15 protein-coding genes are annotated in these 13,651 nt (G+C 65.5%); 2 read left to right on the top strand and 13 right to left on the bottom strand.

The features are described 5' to 3' along the window. Positions 1–5: 5 nt before the first annotated feature. On the top strand, positions 6–491 hold the full coding sequence (locus E4K65_RS23985) for a F0F1 ATP synthase subunit B family protein (RefSeq protein ID WP_011084004.1): 486 nt from the start codon (positions 6–8) through the stop codon (positions 489–491). A gap of 217 nt (positions 492–708) precedes the next feature. Here the strand turns inward: E4K65_RS23985 and E4K65_RS23980 are convergent, their stop codons facing one another. From E4K65_RS23980 to E4K65_RS23960, 5 genes are all read right to left on the bottom strand, one after another. Continuing rightward, a complete protein-coding gene (locus tag E4K65_RS23980; RefSeq protein WP_135176252.1) occupies positions 709–1,362 on the bottom strand; it encodes a hypothetical protein in 654 nt (217 codons plus the stop codon). Positions 1,363–1,496: 134 nt separating this feature from the next. Then, the gene (locus E4K65_RS23975) at positions 1,497–2,084 is read right to left on the bottom strand and encodes a GNAT family N-acetyltransferase (RefSeq protein WP_011084002.1); all 588 of its coding nucleotides are present in this window, start codon (positions 2,082–2,084) and stop codon (positions 1,497–1,499) included. 39 nt (positions 2,085–2,123) lie between these two features. Next, entirely contained in the window at positions 2,124–3,413 is a 1,290-nt protein-coding gene (locus E4K65_RS23970; protein ID WP_135176251.1) for a M16 family metallopeptidase, read from the bottom strand. After that, on the bottom strand, positions 3,410–4,828 hold the full coding sequence (thrC, locus tag E4K65_RS23965) for a threonine synthase (protein ID WP_167771082.1): 1,419 nt from the start codon (positions 4,826–4,828) through the stop codon (positions 3,410–3,412). Before thrC ends, E4K65_RS23970 begins: the two co-directional genes overlap by 4 nt. 548 nt (positions 4,829–5,376) lie before the next feature. Then, entirely contained in the window at positions 5,377–6,021 is a 645-nt protein-coding gene (locus E4K65_RS23960; protein ID WP_008139927.1) for a response regulator transcription factor, read from the bottom strand. 86 nt (positions 6,022–6,107) lie between these two features. On the opposite strand from E4K65_RS23960, the gene E4K65_RS23955 reads away from it, so the two are divergent. Continuing rightward, positions 6,108–7,448: a histidine kinase gene (locus tag E4K65_RS23955; protein ID WP_135176249.1), complete on the top strand. Its 1,341-nt coding sequence runs from the start codon at positions 6,108–6,110 to the stop codon at positions 7,446–7,448. Here E4K65_RS23955 and E4K65_RS23950 read toward each other — a convergent pair. The 8 genes from E4K65_RS23950 to ctaD form a co-directional block, all read right to left on the bottom strand. Continuing rightward, positions 7,445–7,810 carry a nuclear transport factor 2 family protein gene (locus E4K65_RS23950; RefSeq protein WP_135176248.1) on the bottom strand — a complete coding sequence of 122 codons (366 nt, stop codon included), beginning with the start codon at positions 7,808–7,810 and terminating at the stop codon, positions 7,445–7,447. The two genes, E4K65_RS23955 and E4K65_RS23950, sit on opposite strands and share 4 nt — an antisense overlap. 117 nt (positions 7,811–7,927) lie before the next feature. Then, the gene (locus tag E4K65_RS23945; RefSeq protein WP_135176247.1) at positions 7,928–8,680 is read right to left on the bottom strand and encodes an SURF1 family protein; all 753 of its coding nucleotides are present in this window, start codon (positions 8,678–8,680) and stop codon (positions 7,928–7,930) included. Then, a complete protein-coding gene (locus E4K65_RS23940) occupies positions 8,677–9,078 on the bottom strand; it encodes a DUF983 domain-containing protein (RefSeq protein ID WP_135176246.1) in 402 nt (133 codons plus the stop codon). Before E4K65_RS23940 ends, E4K65_RS23945 begins: the two co-directional genes overlap by 4 nt. 97 nt (positions 9,079–9,175) lie before the next feature. After that, a complete protein-coding gene (locus tag E4K65_RS23935) occupies positions 9,176–10,072 on the bottom strand; it encodes a cytochrome c oxidase subunit 3 (protein ID WP_135176245.1) in 897 nt (298 codons plus the stop codon). Between the two features lie 79 nt (positions 10,073–10,151). Next, positions 10,152–10,796, bottom strand: coding sequence for a cytochrome c oxidase assembly protein (locus tag E4K65_RS23930; RefSeq protein ID WP_135176244.1), 645 nt, complete (start codon positions 10,794–10,796; stop codon positions 10,152–10,154). A 5-nt stretch (positions 10,797–10,801) separates the two neighbouring features. Next, positions 10,802–10,978, bottom strand: coding sequence for a CoxF protein (locus E4K65_RS23925; protein WP_167771081.1), 177 nt, complete (start codon positions 10,976–10,978; stop codon positions 10,802–10,804). Continuing rightward, positions 10,975–11,919, bottom strand: a complete 945-nt coding sequence (locus E4K65_RS23920; RefSeq protein WP_135176243.1) for a heme o synthase — start codon at positions 11,917–11,919, stop codon at positions 10,975–10,977. The genes E4K65_RS23925 and E4K65_RS23920 overlap by 4 nt, the downstream gene beginning before the upstream one ends. Positions 11,920–11,979: 60 nt before the next feature. Then, positions 11,980–13,605, bottom strand: a complete 1,626-nt coding sequence (gene ctaD / locus E4K65_RS23915; RefSeq protein ID WP_135176242.1) for a cytochrome c oxidase subunit I — start codon at positions 13,603–13,605, stop codon at positions 11,980–11,982. Positions 13,606–13,651 lie beyond the last annotated feature (46 nt).

The following is a 13,651-nucleotide window of genomic DNA, read 5'->3' as shown; positions in this document are numbered from 1 at the left end:
TCGAGATGTTCTTCGATCCTGAAACCTGGGTCGCCATCGCCTTCGTGATCCTGATGGTCGTGTTCGGCTATCTCGGGGTGTTCAAGTCTGCGATGACCGCGCTCGACCATCGCGCCGCGCGCATCAAGGCCGAGCTCGACGACGCGACGCGCCTCAAGCAGGAGGCGGCCAAGGTGCTCGCCGACTACAAGGCGCGCAGCGCCACCGCCGAGCGCGAGGCCGCCGACATCATCGCCAACGCCAAGGTCGAAGCCGAGCGCATCGCAACCGAGGCCAAGGCGAAGATGGAAGACTTCGTCGCCCGCAGAACCAAGACCGCGGAGAGCAAGATCGCGCTCGCCGAGGCCCAGGCGGTGGCCGATGTCCGCGCCGCAGCCGCGGAAGCCGCCGTCCAGGCCGCCTCCACGATCCTGTCGCAGTCGGTCAAGGGCCAAGTCGCCGACGACCTGCTCGCCAAGAGCATCAGCGAGGTTCGGCAGAAGCTGAACTGAGGGGTTTGCTCTCATCAATCAAAAAGCCGGCGCGATGAGCGCCGGCTTTTTTGTTTGTCGGACGCTGTGGCTGCAAATTGGATGTCATCACCCGCGAAGGCGGGTGATCCAATATTCCAGAGACAGCAATGAGGCACGGAGAAGCCGCGGCGCACTGCATCGGGCTCGCCGAAGGCGAGACCCGTTGGCGGGGCATGACAGCTGAATTGGCGGCCACCTACTTCTTCTTCGGCCTTGCCTTCGGCTCGGGCGAGAGCGCCTGCGGGTCGAAGCCGACATAGAAGATGTAGGAATCGGCGGTCGCGGCCGACGGCACCGGATAGGACAGATCCTCGGCGACGAAGGTGAAGGGCACGCTGCCGCCTTCCGACATCCCGACCGTGGTCCGGTAGGCCTTCGAGGCGATCACCTTCTCGCCGACGCCGCCCTGCACCACGGCGAAGCGCAAGGGCACATCGACCGAGGCAGGCGCACCGGCGGGACCGGCGATGACGCGGCCCTGGATGCCGATCCGGGCCGTGATGTCGCCGCCGTTGCGGACGCATTCACGCGCCATCTTGGTGATGGTGGCCTGGAAGCGGACCTCATTGCCGACGGCCGGCTTGCCGGTGGCACCGACCGCATAGGTAGAGGCTCCGGCGCGCACCGTGACCTGCGGGCAATCGAGATCGTCGTCGGCCGCAGGCTGGCCCGGCGCCGGCTTGGGCTGGGCCGGATCCTCGTCGGACTTGCCGCCGAACAGGCTCTTGAAGCGGTCGCTGAACGACTGGGCCGCCACCGGCGAGACGGAGGCGAACGCAACCGACAACGCCAGCGCGACCGCTGTCCCCCGCCGCAACGCATTCCGCGATGACCCAAGCTCGTGCACCATCAACGCCCATACTCCATGACAACAACCCGGCCGATCGCCAGCCTTCCCCGCCGCGTTATATCGCCAAAATCGGCGAACCCAAGGCAGCAAAAAAGGCAGGACGCCAGAGACTTTGGCCGTACGAACCGACTGGCTCAGCCGCGGAAATCCTCGTGCAGCAGGCCGAACAACAGATGGTCCTGCCAGACCCCGTTGATGCAGAGATAGCGGCGCGCCAACCCCTCCCGGGAGAAGCCGCACTTCTCCAGCACCCGGATCGAGGGTGCATTGGTGGGGATGCAGGCGGCCTCGACCCGGTGCAGGTTGAGCTCGCCGAACAGCGTCGGCAGCAGCACCCGCAGCGCGGCCGTCATGTAGCCGCGATGGGCATGGGGCTGGCCGACCCAATAGCCGATGGTGCCGGCCTGGACGATGCCGCGCCGGACATTGGCGAGCGTGATGCCGCCGACCATGGCACCGTCGAGCTCCCGGAAGATCAGAAAGGGGTAGGAGCGGTCCGCGGCGATATCCTCGGAATAGCGGCGCAGGCGGCGGCGAAAACCGGAGCGCGTCAGGTCGTCCGACGGCCAGATCGGCTCCCAGGGCGTGAGGTAGTCGCGGCTGGACTCGCGCAAGTGAGCCCACTGCAGGAAGTCCGACATCTGCGGTGCGCGCAGCAAAAGCCCGTTGCCGCGCGGCGCGAGGGCGGCGGGTCCACTGGATGGCAGGCGAAAGAGGGCCATGGTGATGCTTCCCGGGGCGGGTCAGCCCGTGCGCGGCTCCTAATGCAGCCGCGCCTTGGCGCGTGCCCGGGTCAATCCTTCCGCAAAAGACACCGCCGTGTCCAGACCCCTGCCACTGCCTAATGCGACAACCGCAGGGCGGCTGCGCGAAAGCAGTGCACGCGCCGCATCGCGGGTCGATTCGACGCTGACGGCGTCGATCCGGGCCACCAGCTCCTGCACCGTCTGCGGCCGGCCATAGGCCAGCACGTGGCGGGCGAGCTGCTCGGCACGGGACGAGCAGCTCTCCAGCGCCATCAGGAGCCCCGCCTTCATCTGCGCCTTGGCCCTCGCAATCTCGGCCTCGGTCAGGGTCTCCACCGAATCATTCATGATGTCGACCACGACCTCCATCATCTCCGGCGCGTCGGCGGGATCGGTGCCGGTGTAGAGGCCGAAGAAGCCGGTATCGGTATAGGGCGCGTGGAAACTGTAGATCGAGTAGCAGAGGCCGCGCTTCTCGCGCACCTCCTGGAACAGCCGCGACGACATTCCGCCGCCGAGGATGTTGGTGAAGACCTGGAGCGAGAACAGCGACAGGTCGTTCTGCGGCACGCCTTCCAGCGCCAGCGTCAGATGCGCCTGCTCGAGCTCGCGATGCACGACCTTGGCACCGCCCTTGCCGAACTGGGCGGCCTGCGGCTTCGGGCCCGGCGTGCCCTCAAAACTCGCAAAGCGCTTCTCGGCCTCGGCGACCACCTGCTTGTGATCGACCGCGCCGGCGGCGGCCACCACCATGTCGGGCCCGCGATAATGGGTCGACAGATAGCCGCGCAGCATGTCGCGGTTGAAGGCGCGCAGCGTCTTGGCGGTGCCGAGCAGCGAGCGGCCCATCGGCTGGTCGGGATAGCAGAGCTCGTTGAGATGCTCGAACACGACGTCGTCGGGCGTGTCCTGCGCGGCACCGATCTCCTGCACGATGACGTTCTTCTCGCGCTCCAGCTCGTCGGGCTCGAAGGCGGGATTGGCCAGGATGTCGGCGAGCACGTCGAGCGCCAGCGGCACGTCGGCCTTCAGCACCCGCGCATAATAGGACGTGGTCTCGGTCGAGGTGCCGGCATTGAGGTCGCCGCCGACCGCCTCGATCTCCTCGACGATCTCGCGCGAGGAGCGCTTCGTCGTGCCCTTGAACGCCATATGCTCCAGCAGATGCGAGATGCCGTGCTCGTTGGGCTTCTCGTCGCGTCCACCGACGCCGGCCCAGACCCCGAGCGCCGCAGTCTCGAGATGGGGCATCTTGTCGGTGACGACGGTAAGGCCGGACGCAAGCTTGGAAATCTCGACGCTCATCCGGCAACTCCCTGTTTTGCGGCGCGGCTGACCGACAGCACGAACCGCTCGACCTCACCCTGATCGTTCTTCATCACCTTCATGTGTTCGGATTTGGTCATGAGGCCGTCGAGCCAGGCCGGCAATTGCGGCCGCTGGCCGCAGGCCGCCTCGACCGCGTCGGGGAATTTGGCCGGATGCGCGGTGGAGAGCACGATGCTGGGCACCGTGGTGTCGGTGGTATCGCGGTCGGCGACCGCGAGTGCGACCGCAGTATGGGGATCGACCAGCTCGCCCGCCTCACGCCAGGCGGCGCGGATCGCAGCCGCGGTTTCGGTCTCGTCGGCGCGCCCTGCGTCGAACTCCTCGCGGATCGCGGCCAGCGTCGCGTCGGGCAGCACGAAGCGCCCGGACTGCTTCAGCGACTCCATGAGACGGCGCACACCGGCCGCATCGTGCCGGCCGGCTTCGAACAGCAGCCGCTCGAAGTTCGAGGAGATCTGGATGTCCATCGACGGCGACGCCGTGGCGTGCACCTCGCGCACCTCGTAGATGCCGGTCTTCAGCGTACGGGCGAGGATGTCGTTGACGTTGGCGGCGATGCGCAGGGTGCGCACCGGCAGGCCCATGCGCTTGGCGACGTAGCCGGCAAAGATGTCGCCGAAATTGCCGGTCGGCACGACGAAGTCCACCGCGCGCGCCGGCGCGCCGGCGGCGACGGCGGAGGTGAAGTAATAGACCACCTGAGCGACGATACGCGCCCAGTTGATGGAATTGACGCCGGACAGCGAGGTCGCATCGCGGAAGCGATGGTTGTTGAACATCGCCTTCACGAGGGCCTGACAGTCGTCGAACGTGCCTTCGATGGCGAGCGCATGCACGTTGGCCGCGCCCGTCGTCGTCATCATCCGCCGCTGCACCTCGGAGATGCGGCCGTGCGGGAACAGCACGATGAGGTCGACGTTCTCGAGCCCCGCGAAGGCTTCGACCGCAGCGCCGCCAGTGTCGCCGGAGGTCGCGACCACGATGGTGGTGCGCTGGCCGCGCTTGGCGAGCACATGGTCCATCAGCCGGGAGATCAGCTGCATCGCCACGTCCTTGAAGGCGAGCGTCGGACCGTGGAACAGCTCCAGCACGAACTGGTGCGGCGACATCTGGCGCAGCGGCACCACCGCCGGATGGCGGAAGGTGGCGTAGGCCTCGTTGGCCATGCGACCGAGCTCGGCGTCCGCGATCTCGCCGCCGGCGAAGGGACGGATCACGTCGACCGCGACCTCCCAATAGGGACGGCCGAAGAAGCCGGCGATCGTGTCAGCCGAGAGCTGCGGCCAGATGGCCGGCACGTACAGGCCGCCGTCGCGGGCAAGCCCGGTCAGCATCACGTCGCAGAAGCCGAGTTCGGGGGCCTCGCCCCGGGTCGAGATATAACGAGTCAAACTGCCCTCCAAAGGCCGGTCGAGCCTGGGCTCGATCCGTAAGCCTTTGATTTCACGATGTTCCTGGTTAACAGCCAGAGGCTTTGGGCCACCATAAAGTGTTTTGCGGCATCGGGAAACCGCTTCCCGCCCGCACCCATTCCAACGAAAAGGGCTGCGGCAATGCCGCAGCCCTCTCTTGGAAGGTCTGTCGTTGATATGTGCAGACCGATTTGGCTCGTCCGGGACGCCAGCCCGCTAAAATTGGTCGCGCAACCTTTCGTTGGCCGTCACGGCATCGTCAAGGGCGAAAACGACGACCCCGGGAAGATGTTCCTATTTTTCCCGATGCGAATGAAACGCTGCATCCCGTCTTTGATCTGGCGGCAAGGATCGGCTTTGCCGTTTTTTCCGGATGTCCTGATCACGACAGGAACGAAGGCAGGCGCAGTCCATTATGTCGGCGGATGGCGTCCGCCGTCGGCCACGCATTGCCCGGCCGGCGGAGTCGCGGATCCGTTGACCGAACCGCTGCCCCTGGAGCAGCCGGTTCGGTCGCTGGCGGGACGTCAGTTCATGCCGATTTCCACCGCAATCCGGATCAGGTCGGAATGGTTCTTGGCCCCCAGCTTCTGCTTGAGCAGGGAAGTGGTGTTGGCGACCGTCTTGTAGGAGATCCCAAGCGCCTCGGCGACCTCGACGATCTTGTCGCCGCGCCCGAGCAGGCGGAGAATCTCGAGCTCCCGCGGCGTCATCTGCGAGGCCGGATTGGCCTTGATCGCGGCGCCGGAAAACGTCACGGCCTCCGCCAGCTGCGGCGAGATGAAATTGTCGCCCGCGACCACCTTGCGCACCGCTTTCAGCAGGATCCTGGGATCGTCGCCCTTGGAAACATAGCCCTGCGCCCCCAGCTCGACCGCCCGCACCACAAAGGCCGGATCGTCGTTCATGCTGAACATGATGATCTTGGCGTCGGGATCGTCCTTGCGGATCCGCCGCATCAGCTCGAAGCCGGAGACATCGGGCAGGCTGATGTCGATCACGGTGACGTCGGGCCGCTTGCTGATATAGGCGCGATGGCCGGATTTGGCGTCCGTCGCCTCGTCGATGCGGATCGAATGGTCGGATGCGAAAAGGGTGCGGCACCCCGACAGCACCACGGGGTGGTCGTCGACGATCAGAACCCTGGTCGCCGGCTTGGCGGTATCTTGCATCGCGCGCTCTCTGGTTTTTCGACTCATAGACCGGCGGGAACAAATGGAAAGAGAGAAATCCGCCAGGACACGTTAGAATTGACCTAATGTGGCAACATCTGTCGTTCAGAACCCAACTGTTTCTTCCGCTCGGGGTGAGCTTCCTCGCCGCGCTGGTCATGGGCGGCGTGCTGCTCCAGAGCTTTGCGACCGGCCAGCTGGCCGACGAGAACGAATCGGGGCGACATTCGACCCGAGCGGTCGCCGCGGCGCTCAACAACACCCTGCGCGCCTCGGACAACCCGCGGCAGACGCTCGACGCCTTTGCCCATTCTTTGGACACCTCCTCCGATATCCAATTCCGCGCGGTGCAGGCGGGTCCCGCATCCTCCCCGACGGACGGCCTGCGCAAGCCGCATGGCGTGCCGCAATGGTTCGTCGATCTGCTCGCCGTCCCGAACATGGACGCGACATCTCCGGTGACGATCGACGGCAAGCATGTCGGCGATCTCGTCTTCCTGCCGGACCTATCGGCCGATCTGTTCGAGAAGTGGATCGGCTTCCTCGCGCTGACCAGCCTGGTCGTCGTGCTGATGGCGATCACCGGCACCATCGCCTATGTCTTCGCGGGATCGGCCCTGCGCCCGTTGCAATATCTCGGCCAGGGGCTCACGCGGATGCGGCGCGGCGACTACACCGTGCCGATCCCGGTCGGCGGACCGCCGGAAATTCGGCAAAGCTGCGAGGAGGCCAATGCGCTGGCTGCAACGCTCGCGCAATTGAGCCAGGACAATCGCGACCTGTTGCACCGCCTGGTCTCGCTCCAGGACGACGAGCGGCGCGATCTCGCCCGCGAGCTGCATGACGAGCTCGGCCCGCTGCTGTTCAGCATCCGCGCCGGCACGATCGCACTGATCGAGGCTTCGCCGCCGGTGGGACATCTCGGCAATGCGGCGCAGGAAGTGCTGCAATCGGTCGAGGCGCTCCAGCAGACCAACCGCCGCATCCTCGACCGGCTGCGGCCGCTCTACATCGAGGAATTGGGGCTGGAGGCCAGCGTGCAAACGCTGCTCCGGAACTTTCGCAAGCAGGCCCCGCATATCGGCCTGACCGCCACGGTCGATCCTGATCTCAACGGGATCGACGGGCCGCTGGCCCAGACCATCTATCGCGTAGTCCAGGAGGCGCTGACCAACGTGCTGCGCCATGCCGCAGCACGCAATGCCCATGTGCAGGCGATCCTCGCCGGTGAGACGCTCATCATCGAGATCTCCGACGACGGCGGCGGATTTCCCGAAGGCAACGTCTTCGGCCGGGGCCTGACCGGCATGCATGAGCGCGTGCGCGCGCTCAGTGGATCGCTGTCATTGCTGCGCGCGGATGAAAGAACCTATGTGCGCTGCCGTCTGCCCGTGGAGACGACGCGGGACGAGCCGGCGCAAAGCTAGCAGGCGCAGCCGTGATGCGCGTTCTGTCGCGCCGGCGCGCACAGCGTGCTGTAGATCTTGCCTTCCGCACTGAAGCGAAACGAGGCGTGAATGCGCAGCGCGCCTGCGACGGAATATTCGAGATCGACGCCATCAGGCACGGGATGGATCTCCTCGAGACCGAAACCGGCCGACGAGAATGCGCTGAGCCGCGGCCCCCAGTAGGTTTCGAGCTCGCCTCGGCCGCGATAACGCTGGGTGCCGTTGCACATGCATTCGACCTGGGCGTCGTCGGCATAGAGGTCGAGCAGCGTCGCGAGGTCGCCCTTCCGGCAGGCATCCACCCAATCGACGACAATTCCCATCTGATCGAAATCGCTCACGCCGCAATCCTGTCTGCCGCGAAAAATTGCATGCGGCTTAGGACCACACTCGTGAATGTGCGCTTAATGGTAAACCCCGGGTGATACCGGGTTCCTTCCGGGAACCTACGGGAATATTCAGCCCGGCCGACGTCCCCTCACCCAGACGCCGAATGCGATCAGCACCGCGCCTGCGAGCGCGAACCAGGTGATGGCGTATTGCAGGTGATCGTCCTTCAGATGCACGTCGAGCGGACCCGGACGCGGGATGCCATTCGCGGGCGCTGGCTGTTCCAGGTCGATGTAGAACGGTGCAACCGCGCCCCAGCCGAGCGCGCTCGCGATCGCCACATGATCGCGCACGAACCAGAGCCGCTTGTCGCGGTTCTGTGCCGGCGTCAGCCAGCCCGACGGTTCGGGAAAGCGCAGATAGCCGGTGAGCGCGACCGGCTGCCCGGTCACGAGCTTCTTCACCGCACGATCCTCGACGCTGCGATCCTGCATCGTGTTCTCGACGAAGCCGGCATCGATCACGACCATCTCGCCGCTCGGAAGTCGCGCCGGCAGGAAGGCCCAGGTGCCGGGACCGGAGGCGTCCTTGCGCACCGCCGAGCCGGACGAATAGACCATCGCATCGGGCGAGGCGGCGTAGGTCGCGGTGAAGCTGACGCGGCGGAATTCGTCGCGCGCGGGATTCAGTGCAGCCCATTGCGCGGGCGGCGGCAGCGCGATGGGTGCCGTCGCCAGACGCTCGGTGAGTGCTGCGATCAGCTCGTGCTTGGCGGTCCGGCGCTGCAATTGCCAGACGCCGAGGGCGACGAAGGCGGCCGTCAGGAGAAGCGTGAACAGCGCAAAGCCGGCCACGCGAGGCTTGCGCGCAGTCTCGTTCATTTCGCGCGGTCGACCAGCCGGCCCGGAGCTGCCTTGTGGTGGAATTGCAGTGCGATCAGCAGCGACTTCATCGCGCGCAGAGGCAGCAGCGTGGTGGCGAGGATCAGCGGCAGCCACAGCACGGCATGCAGCCAGTACGGCGGCTGGTACTTGACCTCGACGATCAGCGCGCACGCAACGACAATCCCTCCGGCCAGCATGATGATGAAAATCGCCGGACCATCGCCGGTGTCGATGAAGGCATAGTCGAGGCCGCAGCGCTCGCAGCGAGGTGCGAGCGTCAGGAAGCCCGCATAGAGCTTGCCCTTGCCGCAGCGCGGACATTTGCAGGCCAGCCCGCGCATCGCGCTTTGCAGGACGGTGGTTGCGGGCTCAGGTGGACCGGCGGTGTCGTTCATAAGGGCGGACCTTATCACAGTTTCCGCGGAAACTTCCGGCGGCGCAAAAGCGAAAGGGCGGCCGCTCGGCCGCCCTTTCTGATCGATCCAAGGCTGCTCAGTGCGCGCCGTGGGCCATGGCCTCGGCGCCACGTCCCCAGACGTAGATGGCGAGGAACAGGAACAGCCAGACCACGTCGACGAAGTGCCAGTACCAGGCGGCGAATTCGAAGCCGAGGTGCTGCTTCGGCGTGAAGTGTCCGGCATAGGCACGGGCGAGGCACACGATCAGGAAGATGGTGCCGACCAGCACATGGAAGCCATGGAAGCCGGTCGCCATGAAGAAGGTCGCGCCGTAGACGTTGCCGGCGAACGAGAACGCCGCGTGGCCGTACTCATAGGCCTGCACGCAGGTGAACAGCGCGCCGAGCACGACGGTGAGGATCAGGCCGTATTTCAGGCCCTGGCGATCGTTCTCGAGCAGCGCATGGTGCGCCCAGGTCACCGTGGTGCCCGACGTGAGCAGGATCAGCGTGTTCAGGAGCGGCAGGTGCCAGGGATCGAAGGTCTCGATGCCGTGGGGCGGCCAGGTGCCCGGCACGGCGCAGGCGCCGGCCTGGGTGCCGAGGCCGCAGCCGAACACGGCGTCGCGGGTGGCGTGGACAGCGTCGGCCGGAAACAGCGCCGCGTTGAAATAGGCCCAGAACCAGGCGACGAAGAACATCACCTCGGAGGCGATGAACAGGATCATGCCGTAGCGGTGATGGAGCTGCACGACGCGGGTATGGTCGCCCTTGTACTGGGCTTCCTTGATCACGTCGCTCCACCAGCTCGCCATGGTGTAGAGCACGCCGACGGTGCCGACGCCGAACACGATCGGCGCGGCCGAGAACATGTGATGCATCCAGGCGATCGCGCCGACCGCCATGATGAAGGCCGAGAGCGAACCGACGGCCGGCCAGGGAGAGGGATCGACCAGGTGATAGTCGTGATGCTTGGTGTGCGCCGTTGCCATTTGCGGTCTCTCTCCTCAATCCCGTGCCTGTCCGGCACTTATCCCCTTGTTTCCGACCTGCCGAACCTGAGCCCGGCGGTCAGAGATTTCCCTTGCGTTTGTCAGCTTCGCCGGATGCGAGCGGCTTCACCACCGGATCCTTCACCGGGTAGAACGTGTAGGACAGCGTGATCGTGTTGAGCCCGTCGTTCTCGTGGTCGTCGGCGATCGACGGATCGACGTAGAACACGACCGGCATCTCGCGCTTCTCGCCGGGCGCCATGGTCTGCTCGGTGAAGCAGAAGCAGTTGATCTTCTGGAAGTAGGACCCGACCGTCAGCGGCGCGACGTTGTAGGCGGCCTGGCCCGCGGTGGTGCGCGCGGCCTGGTTGGTCACGGTGTAGAAGACGGTCACGACCTGGCCGATATTGACCTCGATCTCGCTCTGCTCCGGCTCGAACTTCCAGGGCAGGCCGGGCGCGACGTTGGAATCGAAGCGCACCGCGATCTTCCGCGCGATCGGACCCGAGGCCGGCGCGGCAGTCGCGACCTGGGTCGTGCCGTTGAAGCCGGTGGCGCGGCAGAACCAGTTGTAGAACGGCACCGCCGCGTAGGAGGCGCCGACCATCAGCGCCACCACGCCGCCGCAAATCGAGGCGACCAGCACGTCGCGGCCAAGCCCACTGGAACGGCCCTTGGTGGCCGCCCGGCTCTGATCCCGCGATATGGTCGGCTCGTGATCCATCTTCCCTACATCGGCCGGACTAGAACTGCCGGTCCCTTCACCAGGGTGACAGCGAAGAACAGCACCACGAGCACGCCGAGCGTCCAAGCAATGGCAATGGAGCGCTGACGACGGCTCTTCTTCTGCGCCTCGGTGAGGACGATTCCATCTGGCTGAGGTTTGTCCGCCATCGCCGCGATCATGCGCCCCCTACCATCGGAGCAAGCGCCCGGAACACGACCTCGGCCAGCAAGGTCGCAAACAGCGCGAACAGATAAAGGATGGAGAAAGCAAACAGCTTGCGGGTCGCGCGCAGCGACTGGCTACGCTCGCGGCGCATATAAACGTTGATCGCGAGCACCAGCATGCCGGCGCCGAGGATCAGCGAGACCACGCCATAGATCGCGTCGAAATAGCCGAGCGCCCAGGGCGCGGCGGCGACCGCGATCAGCACGATGGTGTAGAGCAGGATCTGGAGACGCGTCGCGTCGGGACCGGCCACGTTGGGCAGCATCGGAATGCCGGCGCGGGCGTAATCGTCCGAGCGGAACAGCGCCAGCGCCCAGAAATGCGGCGGGGTCCAGAAGAAGATGATGGCGAAGAGAAGCAGCGGCTCGACGTCGACCGTGCCTGTGACCGCAGCCCAGGCCACCACCGGCGGCAATGCGCCGGCGGCGCCGCCGATCACGATGTTCTGCGCGGTCCAGCGCTTCAGCCACATCGTGTAGATCACGACGTAAAAGAAGATGGTGAAGGCGAGCAGCGCACCGGCGATCCAGTTGACGAGGATGCCGAGCGTCATCACCGAGAAGAAGGCGAGCGTCATGCCGAATGTCATCGCCTCGGGACGGGTGATGCGGCCACGCGGAATCGGCCGGTTCGCCGTGCGCGACATCTTGGCGTCGATGTCGCCTTCGAGCGCCATGTTGAGCGCCCCGGAGGCGCCGGCGCCGACGGCGATGCAGAGCAGCGAGGTGATCGCCAGCACCGGGTGGAAATGCCCGGGCGCCATCGCCATTCCGACCAGTGCGGTGAAGATCACCAGCGACATCACCCGCGGCTTGAGCAGCGCAATGTAGTCGCCCACCTCCGCTTCGGAGATGCGGGGATTGATATCGACGGCGTTGTGGTCGAGGACGGACACTAAATCAACTCGCTTCGTTATGGAGCCGCGGCGCCCGACACGGGCGCCGCGGGCGATCGCTTACTGCACGCGGGGCAGCACTTCGAACTGATGGAAGGGCGGCGGCGAGGGCAGCGTCCACTCCAGCGTGGTCGCGCCCGCACCCCACGGATTGTCGCCAGCCGGCACCTTCTTCATGAAGGCGTCGAACACGCAGTAGAGGAAGATCAGCACGCCGAAGCCGGAGATGTAGGAGCCGACCGAGGAGACCAGGTTCCAGCCAGCGAACGCGTCGGGATAATCGACGTAACGGCGTGGCATGCCCGACAGGCCGAGGAAGTGCTGCGGGAAGAACACCAGGTTGACGCCGATGAAGGTGACCCAGAAGTGCGCCTTGGCCAGCGTCTCGTTGTACATGTAGCCCGACATCTTCGGGAACCAGTAGTACCAGCCGGCGAAGATCCCGAACACCGCACCGAGCGACAGCACGTAGTGGAAGTGCGCGACGACGTAGTAGGTCTCCTGGAGCACGCGATCGACGCCGGCATTCGCCAGCACGACGCCGGTGACGCCACCGACTGTGAACAGGAAGATGAAGCCGACCGCCCAGATCATCGGGGCGCGGAATTCGATCGAGCCGCCCCACATCGTGGCGATCCACGAGAAGATCTTCACGCCGGTCGGAACCGCGATCACCATCGTCGCCGCGACGAAATAGGCCTGCGTCGCGCTGGACATGCCGACCGTGTACATGTGATGCGCCCACACCACGAAGCCGATGCCGCCGATCGCGACCATGGCGTAGGCCATGCCGAGATAGCCGAACACGGGCTTGCGCGAGAAGGTGGAGACGATCTGGCTGATCATGCCGAAGGCGGGCAGGATCAGGATGTACACCTCGGGATGGCCGAAGAACCAGAACAGGTGCTGGAACAGCACGGGATCGCCGCCGCCGTCGGGCGCGAAGAAGGTCGTGCCGAAATTGCGGTCGGTGAGCAGCATCGTGATCGCACCGGCGAGCACCGGCAGCGACAGCAGCAGCAGGAACACCGTCACCAGGATCGACCACACGAACAGCGGCATCTTGTGCAGGGTCATGCCCGGCGCGCGCATGTTGAAGATCGTGGTGATGAAGTTGATGGCGCCGAGGATCGACGAGGCACCCGCCAGATGCAGCGACAGGATCGCGAAATCGACGGCCGGACCGGGATGGCCGGAGCTCGACAGCGGCACATACATGGTCCAGCCGGCGCCGACGCCGTTGGCGCCCGGCTCGCCCTCGACGAAGGTCGACATCAGCAGCAGCCCGAACGAGGCCGGCAGCAGCCAGAACGAGATGTTGTTCATGCGCGGGAACGCCATGTCGGGCGCGCCGATCATCAGCGGCACGAACCAGTTGCCGAAGCCGCCGATCATCGCCGGCATGACCATGAAGAAGATCATGATCAGGCCGTGGGAGGTCACGAAGACGTTGTAGGTGTGCGTCTCGTGGAAGATCTGCACGCCCGGATACATCAGCTCGGCACGGATCGCGACCGACATCGCGGCACCGATGACGCCGGCGATGACCGCGAAAATCAGGTACATCGTGCCGATGTCCTTGTGGTTGGTCGAATAGACGTAGCGCCGCCATCCGGTCGGATGGGCGTGCTCGTCATGTCCGTGGTCTTGCGCGTGATCGCCGTGTGCCGCTGCGCTCGTTGCCATTTTCAAATCCTGCCTTGCGTCCCATGCGGACCTTATGCGGTCCCGC

This window comes from Bradyrhizobium niftali, assembly GCF_004571025.1.
Lineage (GTDB): Bacteria > Pseudomonadota > Alphaproteobacteria > Rhizobiales > Xanthobacteraceae > Bradyrhizobium > Bradyrhizobium niftali.
The sequence above is the reverse complement of the archived record's forward strand: the minus strand, read 5'-3'. Positions and strand labels throughout refer to the sequence as shown.

Excerpts from the sequence above, each read along its gene's own strand:
- E4K65_RS23985 (WP_011084004.1), top strand. The coding sequence starts at position 6 with ATGTTCTTCGATCCTGAAACCTGGGTCGCCATCGCCTTCGTGATCCTG.
- E4K65_RS23980 (WP_135176252.1), bottom strand. The coding sequence starts at position 1,362 with ATGGTGCACGAGCTTGGGTCATCGCGGAATGCGTTGCGGCGGGGGACA.
- E4K65_RS23975 (WP_011084002.1), bottom strand. The coding sequence starts at position 2,084 with ATGGCCCTCTTTCGCCTGCCATCCAGTGGACCCGCCGCCCTCGCGCCG.
- E4K65_RS23970 (WP_135176251.1), bottom strand. The coding sequence starts at position 3,413 with ATGAGCGTCGAGATTTCCAAGCTTGCGTCCGGCCTTACCGTCGTCACC.
- E4K65_RS23960 (WP_008139927.1), bottom strand. The coding sequence starts at position 6,021 with ATGCAAGATACCGCCAAGCCGGCGACCAGGGTTCTGATCGTCGACGAC.
- E4K65_RS23955 (WP_135176249.1), top strand. The coding sequence starts at position 6,108 with ATGTGGCAACATCTGTCGTTCAGAACCCAACTGTTTCTTCCGCTCGGG.
- E4K65_RS23945 (WP_135176247.1), bottom strand. The coding sequence starts at position 8,680 with ATGAACGAGACTGCGCGCAAGCCTCGCGTGGCCGGCTTTGCGCTGTTC.
- E4K65_RS23940 (WP_135176246.1), bottom strand. The coding sequence starts at position 9,078 with ATGAACGACACCGCCGGTCCACCTGAGCCCGCAACCACCGTCCTGCAA.
- E4K65_RS23935 (WP_135176245.1), bottom strand. The coding sequence starts at position 10,072 with ATGGCAACGGCGCACACCAAGCATCACGACTATCACCTGGTCGATCCC.
- E4K65_RS23930 (WP_135176244.1), bottom strand. The coding sequence starts at position 10,796 with ATGGATCACGAGCCGACCATATCGCGGGATCAGAGCCGGGCGGCCACC.
- E4K65_RS23925 (WP_167771081.1), bottom strand. The coding sequence starts at position 10,978 with ATGATCGCGGCGATGGCGGACAAACCTCAGCCAGATGGAATCGTCCTC.
- ctaD (WP_135176242.1), bottom strand. The coding sequence starts at position 13,605 with ATGGCAACGAGCGCAGCGGCACACGGCGATCACGCGCAAGACCACGGA.